Origin of the sequence: Prosthecobacter sp. (genome assembly GCF_014879935.1) — a bacterium.
Taxonomy (GTDB): domain Bacteria; phylum Verrucomicrobiota; class Verrucomicrobiia; order Verrucomicrobiales; family Verrucomicrobiaceae; genus Prosthecobacter.
The window spans coordinates 18,278-31,022 of sequence record NZ_JACSRD010000092.1 but is presented as its reverse complement, the minus strand read 5'-3'; the positions used below and the strand labels follow the sequence as shown (position 1 = coordinate 31,022).

The window sequence follows — 12,745 nt, the reverse complement described above, 5'->3', positions numbered from 1 at the left end:
CTTGCGCTGGTCGGCGACCGCCCGTTGATCGCCAAAGCCCATCTCCCGCATGAGCGTTCCCCAGGAGCATCTGGCTTCGCGTCGCCATCTGAAGTCTCGCGATTCGCAGTGGGCTCGCGCGCTGGCGAACTGGCTGGGCCGGGCCGGAGTGCCCCCGGACGCGATCTCGGTGATGAGTGTCGCCTTCGCCGGCGGAGCGATGGCCTGCTTCCTCGTGGCAGGCGATCAAACTCATGTCCCGGGAATCGTCGGTGCCTGGCTGGGGGCCATCGTCTGCATCCAACTGCGGCTGCTGTGCAATCTGATGGATGGCCTGGTGGCGGTGGAAGGTGAACACGGATCACCCGTGGGTGCGATCTTCAATGACGCGCCGGACCGGGTGGCGGATGTCTTGATTTTGGTGGGGGCCGGCTACAGCGGCGCGGGAGACCCTGGCGTGGTGAAGCTTTTCGAAGTGATCCCCATGGGCTGGTGCTGCGCGGTGGTGGCCGTCTGGACGGCCTACCTGCGGACCCTCGGCGCCTCATTGACCGGAACGCACGACTTTCGTGGCCCGATGGCCAAGCAGCATCGCATGGCCGTGCTATGCGTCGGCGCTTTGATCGAACTGGTCCAGCATTTGACGGACGGATCACGGAACGGCGTGCTGTTCGCGCTGACGGTCATCTTTTTCGGCGGTTTGTGGACCTGCTGGCGGCGAATACGTGCGATGGCGGCCACTTTGAAGCAACCCAAGCCTCGCCCTTGAAACCCAACTCAAACTGCGCGGCCGTTGGAATATCCGCCGGATTGACGCGTCTTATCCCCACTGCGACCCCGTTCCATTGCAACTCCCCCAACTGACATGAAAAGAAACCTCCTCATCCTCACGGCTGCCTTGCTGGCGGCTTTTGCCACAGCCGCTGACTTCCCGAAAGGCAGCCCGCATTTTGCCACCAGCGCGGACACCGTGCTCAAGGCTGCCAAAGACAACGGCAAGCCCACCATCCTCGTCTTTTCCGCCTCCTGGTGCGGCCCCTGCCAGGAAATGAAGAAGGACGTGTATCCCAGCGCGGCCGTGAAGCCCTTCCACGACCAGTTCAACTGGGCCTACCTCGACATCGATGTGGCAGCCAACAACAAGCTGTTCGAGAGCTACAAGCTCGAGTCCGTCCCTCACCTGCTCTTCCTCAGCGCCGCAGGCAAAACGCTGGACCAGCAGGAAGGCTCCTCAACACCGGAGGAATTCGCCACGAAGCTCAAAGGAGTGCTGAAGAAAGCAGACGGTGCCAAAACCGCCGCCAATTGAGGTTCTGCCCCGCCAGCTCCCATTTATCAGCCCACCTCGCCCCGCGCCCCGGTTTCTCGCGAAGCCGGGGCTTGTTGTGTGTCCGTGGTGCGACTGAAATCAGAGATTGCTTTCAACGGTGACATGCCTCAAAATGGAAGCTCGTAAAAGGAAAGTTAATAATCAGCATATTGTTAATAACGATGCGCCTCACTCCCGTTCTTCTCCTTGGGCTCGCCGCCTGCGTGCTTTCCTCATGCTCGTCGTCCGGGCTACTGAACAAGAACGCCAACCGAATCACGTCGGTGCGCACCACGGCCTACACGCACAGCGAGTCCGACCACATCATTTACGGAGCCCGCACGGCAGTCGGCACGAATCTGAAGTATGGAAACGTGCGCAGCGCTGCCGCAGACTGGTCGGTGTTCCCGGTGGGCACCATTTTCCAGATCGAAGGCCTGCCCTACGTCTATCAGGTGGACGACTATGGTTCCGCGCTCGTGGGAACCAACACGATTGACCTCTACAAGCCCGACAAGGCCACGATGAAGGCCTGGGGTGTGCGGAATGTGAACATCAAGGTGATCAAATGGGGCTCATTCTCCAAAAGCCTGTCCATCTTGAAGCCGCGCACGGCCTATCCGCACATCCGTCGGATGATCTCCCGCATCGAAACCAGCACCTAAGCACCCGACCCGTCAAGGTGACCAAACAGGAGCGCGCGGCCTTCATTCTCAAACGGCTGGGGGAAATGTATCCCGATCCGCCGATTCCCCTGGATCACACCGACCCTTTCACGCTCCTGGTGGCCGTCTTGCTCTCCGCCCAGTGCACGGATGTCCGGGTGAACCAGGTCACCCCGAAACTTTTCGCCTTGGGGAGGTCGCCCGACAAACTCGCCAAGGCGTCTCTGGAAGAAATCGAGGCCATTGTCAGGCCATGCGGCCTCGGCCCCCAAAAAGCCCGGGCCATCAAGGAACTCTCACGCATCCTCGTCGCGGAACACGACGGCAAGGTGCCGGCCTCGCTGGAGGAACTGGAGAAACTGCCCGGGGTCGGCCACAAAACGGCCCAGGTCGTGATGGCCCAGTCCTTCAACGTGCCATCTTTCCCGGTGGACACTCACATTCACCGGCTGGCCCAACGATGGAATCTGACCGCAGGCAGTTCGGTCACACAGACCGAACGAGACCTGAAGCAGCTGTTTCCAGAATCCGCCTGGAACAAGCTGCACCTACAGATCATCTACTATGGACGCGAACATTGCACCGCACGTGGCTGCGATGGCACGAAATGCCAGATCTGCCATGCCTGCCACCCCGGGCGCATCAAACCTGTGCACACTCGCAAGGCATGAAAAAGGCACCCTGCCGGGAAACAGGGTGCCAGGAGTCGTCTTGAGACCGGTACGATGATGGGTTACCAGCGCAGACGCAAAGCGGTCCGGAAGGCCCTCGTGGCGTCGCCAAAGTCAGCCCCGACGCCGATGTCGAACCTTGGCAGCACGCGGAAGTAGGCCGAGAAATCCAGCACTTTGCTGTCATACTTGTCGGCGCTGCTGACCGTCACACCTGCCTGCAATTCCAGGTAATCCACCGGGGTGAAGCGCAGAGCGGGGCGGACGTAAATCGAACCGTCGCTGAAACTCAGGCTGGAGTCGGTGGCTCGAAGGCTGGTGTAGGTGAGCCCGGCTTCCCCGACGAACGTCAGGCGGTTGGGGATGAGAGCCGTGTGGAAGCCGGCACCGGCGCTGATGCTCGCAAAATCATAATCGGCATTCCTCGCCCCGCCCACATTCCCGGATCCGCCGGGTCCGCTGCCCCAAGAAGCTCCCACTTTCAGATAAAGCAGACTGCTCACTTCCAGGGTGAGCGCACCCCCAATGGTATGCGCTCCGTCGAGGTTTTTGTCTTTGGGGTCCACATAGCGATAGAAGACTTCCAAGTTCCTGAAGTTCACCAGGCTGGTTCCCGTGCTGTTACCGTAGCCGGCTCCCGCCGGTGCGGCATAGCCACCTGCTCCTTGGGGCGCATACGAGGAGACTGCCCCGGGCATCGGTGCTGAAGCATAAGGGTCAGCATAGCCAGGAGGTGCGGTGACCCCGGGCGTCACGCTTGCAGGAGGAAGGGGGTTCGGATAAGCCGGGACATTCGGCGGTGGCGTGGCGGGATACCCAGGTGGGGGCACACCCATGACGCCATACCCAGCAGGCGGTGCTTGACCGAATCCACTCTGACAGAAGGCGGCACCGAGAATCAGGGCGCTGAAGAAACTCCGTTTCATGACAAGCTGGGGAATATTGATTGTTTAGATAACTTAGATATTCTCTCAAATAAATAAAATCGGCAAATCTTTTTTGCGTTTTTGAGATTTCCAGTGCCGACAGCCTTTACAAAGCCGCAGAGACGGGAAAACGCCCGTCAATGAGACCCACGCGCGGAATGACGATCCCGGATGGCCGTAACCCGCGAAGCACGGCGAGGCCTCGAAGCCTGTGGAAATGAAATACTCCCCTTCACTTCCTCCTGAAAAGCCACCCGATCACTGCGACGGCAGCCAGACCGCCCGCAACGGCCCCCTGAACACCGATCCGCGACTTCCCCTCCTCCGGCACTTCGACCTTCGCCTCGATTCTCACGACCTCCGGCGGCGCTTTGGCACTCGAGGCGGCCATGGGCGCTACTTTTATCGCCGGATCGGCCGCACTGGCCGTTGGCGATGCCCTTCCGGCATCTGCGAGCACTTGGGGCCAGTCCACATTCATGAGAATGTCCCAGCCCGGGCTCTCATTCTTCAGCCGGCAACCGCAGCGTCCCACGAGGAACATGCATGCATCCTCCAGCGACGCATCGTCGAGCAAGACCAGCGGCCACGCGCCGAGCACCCGCCCCCTGCCGAACGCCACAGCGGCGAAACTCGTCGTCTCGGGATCGACCACTCCCTTCGGCCCCGCCAGCATCTTCAAAAGCAGTTTTTCGGCAGGATCATCCCTTCGGACCCGCAACGTGGTGAACTTCAGCTTCAACGGCGGCCCTGGCCCGAGCTGGCTGTCCGGGTCGTTCGGATCCTGGATCGGCAAGGCCGCCACTTGTTCGAGAAACTTCAGCCGTTTCTCGATTCGCTCCGCCTCGGCCATGTCCGCCGCCGAACCGTTGTCCGCAATGATCCACACGGCGGAATCTCCGGCGAGAATGTGTTCCAAGAACTGCCGCCGCGTTGGCGAATCGAGCAGCATCTGCAGAGAATCCGCCTCCAGGGCGCCAGTCCATAACCGCTGCCCGCTGTCCCGTGACGAGCGCAATTCCGCCACCGTGACCGCCGGATCACGCGACGTCGTGATGTCCATGTTCGCCTTCCCGTTCGCACGCAGCGGCCGCAGCAAGTCCTGAAGCGCAACGTCCTGCGATGCGGACGATGGCAGCACCAGGTGAAACTTGTCCGCCTCCCATCGGTCCAGAGCGTAGCGAAATACAGGGATCGTGCAGCACTCGGCGGCGCTGGCAGCCAGAACGATGATAGAAAGGATCAGGGGCAGGCGAAAAAACACAGCACTCTTAACGTGGAGGCTTCGCCGTCATTGCACAACGCGTTCAACCGCGAATTCGGAGTGACAAACTTGCCCCGGCATTGTGAAATGCGGCGTCCATTTTCCCTCCCGCCCATGACCCGCTTTCACTGGCTCCTCGACGGCAGCATCGTCGGCCTGTACCTGCTCGTGACGATGGCGGTCGGCATCACCATGCGACGCTACGTGGGAAAACTGGAGGATTACCTCGTCGCCGGGCGTGAGGTGGACCTCCACCTCGGCATTGCCTCCCTCGCGGCCACGGAATTCGGCATCATCACCTGCATGTACACCGCGCAGGCCGGCTACACCCAGGGCTTCAGCGGGGCGATGCCCGGGATCTGCCAGGCCGTGGCCATGGCCCTGATCGGCCTCACCGGCTTCTGCATCAAACCGCTGCGCCAGGCGGGTGCCATGACCCTTCCCGAGATGTTTGAGCAGCGATTTGGCAAAACGGTGCGCTGGCTCTCCGGCATCGTCATCGTGATGGGCGGACTGCTCAACATGGGCGTCTTCCTCCAGATCGGCGGGAAGTTTCTCTGCACCGTCGCCGGCTTCGATCTGTCGAATCTCACGCTCATCATGACCGCGCTCCTGCTCATGGTGGTCATCTACACCGTCCTTGGTGGCATGCTCAGCGTCCTGGTCACCGACTTCATCCAGTTCATCGTCATGAGCGCAGGTCTTCTGGTCGTCAGCCTCCTCGTGTTGAAGCATGTCGGCTGGGAAACCCTGGTGGAAACCGTCCGCAAGCATCACGGCGGCGGCGGCTTCAATCCGCTCGCCAATCCGGCGCTCGGCTGGCCTTTTCTCATCAATCAATTCATCGCCAACGCCGCGGCGGCGCTCACCTGGCAGGCCGTCATCGTGCGCATCCTCTCCGCGAAGGACAGCCAGACCAGCCAGCGCATCTACACGCGCACCAGCTTCTTTTTCGTCTGCCGCTTCCTGCTTCCCGGCATCTGGGGCATCGCCGCACTGGCCACCTTTGGCTGGGCACCGCTCAAACAGCTGACTGAAACCGAACGCGCGGCCATCCCTGTGGCGATTCAGGAAAAGATCTCGGCTTCCGCCGTCGGCGCTCCGCTGGCCGGACTCAGCCCTGCCGAGACCGCCACGCTCCCGGCTGAAACCCAGGCCCGACTTGGCGACACCTCTCTGCTGGCCATGCCTCAGTTCCTCAGCGTCTTTTTGCCTGCCGGACTCATGGGCCTGCTCATCGCCGCCATGCTCGCCGCCGACATGAGCACGAACTCCAGCTACATGCTGAGCTGGGGCAGCGTCATCTACAACGACATCCTCGCCCCCTTCCGCCGCAGCGCATGGCCGGACAAGCGGGCCATCCGGTGGAACCGTTGCATCGTGGCCCTCATAGGGCTCTACCTGCTCGTTTTCGGCCTTTTTTATCACATCGAGGGCAATGTCTGGTCCTACCTGCTGCTCACCGGGTCCATTTACCTCAGCAGCATGTCCGTGCTGCTCATCGCTTGCTGCTACTGGAGACGGGCGAACAACTGGGGCGCGATCGGCGGCATCGTGCTCGGTGCCACGGTGCCCATCGTGCACCTGACGCTCGAAAAACTGCCCTCCACCGCCGGATTCGCCGCCAGCATCGGCAAAGACATCGCAGGCGTCGCCGCATTCATCGCAGCCGCGCTCGGCATGATCGCCGGCTCATTGCTCAAACCGCATCCCAAGACCCCATGACCACCGTCTGGCTCATCCTGACCATCGCAGCTCTGCTCTGGTATGGCAGCGTCACGATCTACGTCGCCTTCAAAGGCGCACGCGACATCCGGCAGATGCTCTCACGGCTCAAAGGACGCTCTTCAACCGCCCTCAAGGACGGCTGAAGAGACTGGCAGCGGGAAACCGCGCGATTATTTGCCGAAGCACTGCAAGCGACCGTCCACGGTGCTCACGTACACCCGGCCTTGGGCGATGGTGATGCCGTCCCACACAGGCGGGCTCGTCAAATCCAGGCCGGTGCTTTGTTCGCCGGTTTCGACGTTGACGGCCCACATCTTGGCTCCGCGTTTGCCTTCGAGGGCTTCGTTTTGTTCTTTGAGCTCCTCAAGGATCGCCGGGTCTTTGGCGGCGAGGCGTTCGAAGGCGTATTCTTCGTCGATGGTGTCGGGCGGGCCGCTGACGAGCACCGTTTTGCCGGCCAAAGCCATGCTGCGGGCGACGATGGGCACGAAACGATCCCAGGTGTGCTTCACGAAGCTGCCGGGAGCGTTCGCGCCGCCTTTACCAGCACCTTTGAACCACAAGGCTCCACCGACTTTGCCTTTACCGGTTTCGACGCCTGCACCGATGCCGTGGATGGCGTTCGGGCCGCTGTCGCGGCTGTCGCCGTTGTCGAAGTTGCAGACGAGGAGGGCGTCGGCGGGTTTCACATCGGGCGATTCAAAGCGCTGCTGCACTTCGGCGGGCGTGAGGGCTTTGTGATACAGCGCGAATTGATCAAGCAGGCCGCTGTAACCGCCAGCGGTGCCTTCGGCGGCTCCTTCGCCATTGCCGAGGTAGAAAGGACGCGCGGGTTTTCCGGCGATGGCCTTGCCTTGGCCTTCAGCGACGAGTTTGCCGTCGATGTAGAGCGCCATTTTGCCATCGGCGGCCAAAGTGGCGGCGAGATGGTGCCAGCCTTCGGTGAGTGCTTCGGCGCTGGTGATGCTCGTGAGCGCGGATGCGCTGCGGATGTGGAATTGCGGCTTCTTTTCGCGAATTTCGAGCGCGAGGCCCTGCAGCGGGCCGCCGTGGTGCAAAACGGTGCCGTTGGGCTTATCCGGCAGCACCCAGGCTTCGACGCTGATGGGCACATTTGTCGGATCGAGCGCGTCATTCATCGGGAAGAGCACGGAGCCGGGAATCGGCGCGTTCGCAGGCGCGGCGGCTTGTTGGCCTTTGCCCTTCGCGTTGCCTTTTCCGGCCTTTTTCGCGGCTTTGCCTTCTTTTTCGAGCTTCGGTGGCTGCACGGCGAGCGGCTGGCCATCGGGGCCGAGCGTCAAACTGTTGCCTTGGCGCGGTGTGGTGGCGTCTTCCTGCGTGTAGCTCTCATCCGGCGGCGTCTTCGGCGTGGAGAAGAGCGTGTACTCCATGGTGGTGGTCCATTTGTAGTATTGAGCCTCGCGACCGTAGCTGTACACGTTTTTGTCGTCGTGGACGAGAATGCGGCCCGCAGGCGCATATTTGCCGGCTTGATAATAGCCTGCGTGGCCTCCGGCGAAGCTCTTGCCATAGACCCAGTAGCTGCGGTGGAAGTTTGAATCATCAAGGAAGCCCATCGGCGCGAAAAGATGCGAGCCTTCGCCTTTGTGCGCGCCGCCTTGTTTGGCGAAATCACCGCTCACGGGGCCGATTTCGACGCGCTGGCCGTCATCGCCGATTTTTTGCGTGCGGAGGTAGGTCCACTTGCCGTCGCTGCTGAGGATGTCATTGAGCGCGACGGGCATTTGCAGCGTTTTGTGGCGATCATTGAGGTCGCCGCCGGTTTCGGGGTCTTTGTCGTCGTAATTGATCTTCACACGCATCTCGCCGGTTTTCGCGTCGAGGCGGTAGAACCACAAACCGCCGTCGAGGAAGCAGGAACGGCCCGCCACGCAGCTCACGAGGCCGTTTTCGACGAGCACACTGCCGTGCACGGGCCACACGCTCTCCATCATTTCCCACGCGCTGTGGCTGAGCTTGGCAGGCGCGGCCTGGAACTTCCACACGAGCGCTCCATCCGTGGCGCGCAGGCAATAGACGTAGCCATCTTTGCCACCAAAGAGCACGCGGCCCTTCCAATACGAGGGCGGCGAGTCGATGCGGCCACCGGCGATGAAATGCCAGGCTTCCTTGCCCGTGGCGGAGTCAAAGGCATGCAGCGTGTGCTTATCGACTTCGCTGACAAAGGTCAAACCGGCCGCGGTGCTCGTGGTGGAGAGCGGTGGCGTGAGTTTCACCTCCCAAGCCATGCCGAGATCTTTGCGCAGATCGCTCTTCGCCGCGCCGCTGCGTGAATTATCCGCGCGGTAGGTGGGCCAGTCCCCTGCGTCGGCCTCTTTTTCATCGATCGCATCGGCATACGCGGGGCCTTTGATGAGGCGCTCGGTATCGGGCGTGTTCGCAGGCATCGGATAAGTCGGCGTGCTGGCCATGACGGCCATGCCGTCGAGTTTGGCCTCGGGATAGCAGGCGCAATTGTGCGGACCGGCGTAGGTGAGGCCGTTGCAGGGCATCACGCCGTAGAGGCAGGCACCGCGGACCCAGTGATTGAGGTCCCAGTGCTTCTTCTCCATATCGACATACTCGATGCCGGTGCGGGATGGGATGAGGTATTTCTCCGTCGCTTTGCCCATGTAGCAGCGGTGATGGAACCAATACGTGCCCTCAGGCACATCGGGGAAGAAGCTCTTCTTTTTCTCGCCGGTGATCGGATCAAAGCCGCGATACTCGCCGCTCTGCTGGCCGCTGAGATTCCCAGAGTTCCAAACGAGGCCCTGCGCGACGACGACGTCCTCCAGGCTGCGGTAGCCGCTCTTTTCATGCGGTGCGGTCCACATGTCCTTGCCGGTTTCCGCGTTCATGCCCTTCATCTCGCCGTTGCCGCCGGCGTAGATGATCATGTCGCCGTGCAGCAGCACGCGCGGAGCGAAGTTGAACTCATACAGCTGACGGCGCTTCGTGGGATCGGTGGTGAATTTCACCGCGCCGGTCTTCACATCACGCGCGGCGAGGCCGTCGCCGTTGTAGTAAACGATGCGCTTGTCATCGAGCGCGAGCGTGATGGGCGCGATGCGGTCCTCCTGCTCCCAAAGCGTCTTTCCGCTCTCCGCGTCGAGCGCGATGAGGCGCTTCGGCTTGCCATCCCAGTTGAACTCCGTCTCCACGCGCTTCTGATCGCTCTGCTGCTTCACGGCGAACTCCTCATTGAGGCGCCACGGCTCCTTGTTCACCAGCGCGAAGAGCGTGCCGTTGCGATACAGGATTTCCTCCGTGCCCGCGGTCTGCTCATACGTGCGGAGGACCTTGCCGGTGGCTCCATCGAGGCACACGACGGGATCGGAGATGCCGAGCGTGACGTAAACCTTGTCGCCGATGCTCACAATGCGGCGGGCGAGCTGCGTGGGGCCTGATTTCAGCGGCCAGAGGTGAGTGCTCCACTTTTCGATGGGCTTTTCCCACAGCACGGTGCCGTTGAAGGCATCGCGCGCGACGAGCGTCCACTTCGGCGGCGTGAGGATGGTGATGCGGCTGCCTTTGTCGATGATGTAAAAGATGCGCCCGCCGCTGCTGACCTTTGCGCTGACCGACGACATGCGATCGTGGTGACGGCTCCAGCGTGGATTCCCCACCCACTGCATGCGCGTCGGCGGACCGACGAGGTAATCTTTGGAGGTGGGATTGCCTTTGCTGTCGTAGGCGTAGTGCGTCCATTCATCCATCTTCTCCGGCCATGCCTTGGTGATCTTTTCCCAAGCGGAGCCCTTTTTCACCATCGCCACGCCCAGCGGGGCCAAAACTCGATCGATCTCCTCCTTGGAAACCGCAGCCGCGTCCTCGATGACGAGCAGGTTCACGTAATTCTCGATGTAAGGCAGGTGCTTGCCGTCCCACTCGGAAACCGCCACCGCACCGCTCACACCGGCCTTGTGCAGGCTCTCGCGGATCGCAGACACCTTGGCGGCGTCTTCCGTCAGCCCCTGGACCTGATACGAGTCATTCGCCCGCAGCTTCTGCGTCACCGAGCCATCACCGCAGCCCACATGGACGACGATGCCGCCTTTCACGCCGGATTGAGCGAGGAGGTCCGAAGCTTCGTCGGCAAAGAGCGGAGAACAGAGGGCGGAGAGGAGGAAAACGAGGCGCTTCATGGTCAGAAGCCGCCAAACGATCCCCATGCATGCGATGTTTCCGCGCATTTTCGCCCCCTGCCCGACCTGGCACAAAACCAGCGGTGGATTTGATCCGCGCCCTGTGACAAGAAGGCCACCTTCATCGTCATGCTACGCTTCACACTTTTTGGCTTCCCGGTCTTCATCCACTGGATGTTCTGGCTGAACTCCGCCCTCATGGGCGGTGCCTTGACCGCGAGTTCACCGGAAGAACTGAGCGGCTTGCTGGCCTGGATGAGCGCGGTTTTCCTCTCGATCCTCATTCATGAACTCGGCCACGCTTTGACGATGCGCAATTACGGTGACCGTCGCGTGCACATCACCCTGTTTGCCTTCGGCGGCCTGGCGCAGGGCAGCCAGTGGCACACCCGGAAGCAGGACATCATGGTGAGCGCCGCCGGTCCTGCCCTGCAAATCCTCGCGGGCCTGGCCGTGGGCTGGTCGGTCACCTTGTGGCACCCGTCATCGATCTGGCTGCTTCAGTTCTTCGACAGCTTCACGATCGTCAGCATTTTTTGGGCGTTGCTGAATCTCCTCCCGATCGTTCCCCTCGATGGCGGCCGCCTTTGCATGGCCTTGCTCGGACCGCAGAAGCAACGACAGGCGCTCTGCATCAGTCTGGTGTGCGCCATCGTCATGGCCGCGCTTTCCTTCCAGGACAAGTTCTGGCTTTCCCTGCAACGCAGCGTTCTATCGCTGCTGGACATTCATTCGGGCACCAGCATCGGCGGCGGCATCTTCACCCTGATCATCTTCGGCATGCTGGCCTGGAACAATTGGAAGCAGCTTCAGAATGAGCCGCAAATTCCGTGGATGAACGCGCGTTGAGGGTGCATTGGACTGTTTCTGTCCTCCGATGCGCCTCCTTCGATCACTTTTTATCCTGCTCGCGACGATCACTGCCGCGTCCGCCCAGTCGCCCAAGCCTGAACTGATCTCCCCCCAGGTAAAACTGGCCGTGGAAAAGGCCGTGGAATGGTTGATGCGGCAGCAGAAGGCCTCCGGCCACATCGTGGATGAAAAAAGCGATTCGAAGCCGAAACGCGGCGACCTGCCCTCCCACAGCGCTGCGATGACCTCGCTGGCGCTCATGGGCCTCGCCTCCGTCGGCCACATGCCGGACGATCCCAATCCCCAGGGCCAGGCCTGCGGACGTGCGCTGCGTTTCGTCGTGGAAGGCATCGAACCGGACGAAAACGGCTACCTGGGCCGCAGCGACCGCTCCCGCATGTACGGCCACGGCATCATCTCCCTCATGCTGGCCGAAATGATCGGTCATGCTCCTGACGAGGCCACCGACAAACGCATGCACAGCATGATCGAAAACGCCGTGAAGCTCATCCTGCGCTCCCAGCAGGTGCCGAAGAGCGAGGCCAATCGCGGCGGCTGGCGTTACGAGCCGAGTTCGAGCGACAGCGACATCTCCGTCAGCGTCTGGCAGGTCATGGCGCTTCGAGCGGCCAAGAACGCCGGCTTTGACGTGCCCAAGGAAGCCATCGACAACGCCGTGGCCTACATCAAACGCAGCTACCGGGTCGAACGTGATTCCAACGGGAATCCCAAGGCCGACAACGCCGCTTTCAGCTACGAACCTTATGGCGGCAGGCAGACCTTCTCCACCACGGCGGCCGGTTTGCTCTCCCTCCAGGTCTGCGGCCAGTATGAAGCTCCAGAGGTGCTCGGGTCGGCCAACTGGCTGATCAAGTTCCCGCCGGAAATCAACGAGCCCTGGTTTTTTTACGGTTGCTACTACTACGCCCAGGGCATGTATCAACGTGGGGGCGATCACGCGGCCACCGCACGGCAGAAAACGGAGCAGACCCTCATCGCCGCCCAGGGCAACGACGGCAGTTGGTATCCGCGCAATGGCAATGAGAAGAGCGCAGGAGCCGTCTATGCCACCTCACTCGCGCTCTTGAGCCTGTCCGTGCATCATCACTACCTGCCCATCTACCAGAAGTAGCGGCGGCAGGCCCGGACCCCGCCAGATTTCCGCCATCCATAAAACGCTGTGGGTGCGATCTACAGGCAATC

The 12,745-nt window shown here is 61.5% G+C and carries 11 protein-coding genes; 8 read left to right on the top strand and 3 right to left on the bottom strand.

What is annotated here, in order from left to right; genetic code table 11:
• The first annotated feature begins 49 nt into the window (after window positions 1-49).
• The 4 genes from IAE77_RS05605 to nth all read left to right on the top strand — a co-directional run bounded on the left by IAE77_RS05605 (window position 50) and on the right by nth (window position 2,624).
• Window positions 50-748 (top strand): CDP-alcohol phosphatidyltransferase family protein, encoded by a 699-nt coding sequence (locus tag IAE77_RS05605; protein WP_294223061.1) that lies wholly within the window; start codon window positions 50-52, stop codon window positions 746-748.
• 96 nt (window positions 749-844) lie between these two features.
• Complete coding sequence (locus IAE77_RS05600; RefSeq protein WP_294223059.1) at window positions 845-1,288, top strand: thioredoxin family protein; 444 nt, start codon at window positions 845-847, stop codon at window positions 1,286-1,288.
• Window positions 1,289-1,470: 182 nt separating this feature from the next.
• Window positions 1,471-1,953: a 3D domain-containing protein gene (locus tag IAE77_RS05595; RefSeq protein WP_294223056.1), complete on the top strand. Its 483-nt coding sequence runs from the start codon at window positions 1,471-1,473 to the stop codon at window positions 1,951-1,953.
• 17 nt (window positions 1,954-1,970) lie between these two features.
• Window positions 1,971-2,624, top strand: coding sequence for an endonuclease III (gene nth, locus IAE77_RS05590; RefSeq protein WP_294223053.1), 654 nt, complete (start codon window positions 1,971-1,973; stop codon window positions 2,622-2,624).
• Window positions 2,625-2,686: 62 nt separating this feature from the next.
• On the opposite strand, the gene IAE77_RS05585 is transcribed toward nth, so the two are convergent.
• Window positions 2,687-3,550, bottom strand: coding sequence for a hypothetical protein (locus IAE77_RS05585; RefSeq protein ID WP_294223050.1), 864 nt, complete (start codon window positions 3,548-3,550; stop codon window positions 2,687-2,689).
• Between the two features lie 232 nt (window positions 3,551-3,782).
• Window positions 3,783-4,814 (bottom strand): hypothetical protein, encoded by a 1,032-nt coding sequence (locus tag IAE77_RS05580; RefSeq protein ID WP_294223046.1) that lies wholly within the window; start codon window positions 4,812-4,814, stop codon window positions 3,783-3,785.
• Between the two features lie 114 nt (window positions 4,815-4,928).
• Here IAE77_RS05580 and IAE77_RS05575 point away from each other — a divergent pair, with 114 nt between their 5' ends.
• Together IAE77_RS05575 and IAE77_RS05570 are read left to right on the top strand one after the other, a co-directional pair.
• Window positions 4,929-6,539 carry a sodium:solute symporter family protein gene (locus IAE77_RS05575; protein WP_294223043.1) on the top strand — a complete coding sequence of 537 codons (1,611 nt, stop codon included), beginning with the start codon at window positions 4,929-4,931 and terminating at the stop codon, window positions 6,537-6,539.
• Window positions 6,536-6,685 carry a hypothetical protein gene (locus IAE77_RS05570; protein WP_294223041.1) on the top strand — a complete coding sequence of 50 codons (150 nt, stop codon included), beginning with the start codon at window positions 6,536-6,538 and terminating at the stop codon, window positions 6,683-6,685. Before IAE77_RS05575 ends, IAE77_RS05570 begins: the two co-directional genes overlap by 4 nt.
• A 27-nt stretch (window positions 6,686-6,712) precedes the next feature.
• Here IAE77_RS05570 and IAE77_RS05565 read toward each other — a convergent pair whose 3' ends face one another.
• The gene (locus IAE77_RS05565; protein WP_294223038.1) at window positions 6,713-10,690 is read right to left on the bottom strand and encodes a PQQ-binding-like beta-propeller repeat protein; all 3,978 of its coding nucleotides are present in this window, start codon (window positions 10,688-10,690) and stop codon (window positions 6,713-6,715) included.
• A gap of 129 nt (window positions 10,691-10,819) precedes the next feature.
• Between IAE77_RS05565 and IAE77_RS05560 the strand changes: the two genes are divergently transcribed.
• Both IAE77_RS05560 and IAE77_RS05555 read left to right on the top strand, forming a co-directional pair.
• On the top strand, window positions 10,820-11,539 hold the full coding sequence (locus tag IAE77_RS05560; RefSeq protein ID WP_294223036.1) for a site-2 protease family protein: 720 nt from the start codon (window positions 10,820-10,822) through the stop codon (window positions 11,537-11,539).
• A 28-nt stretch (window positions 11,540-11,567) separates the two neighbouring features.
• Entirely contained in the window at window positions 11,568-12,674 is a 1,107-nt protein-coding gene (locus tag IAE77_RS05555; RefSeq protein ID WP_294223033.1) for a hypothetical protein, read from the top strand.
• Window positions 12,675-12,745 lie beyond the last annotated feature (71 nt).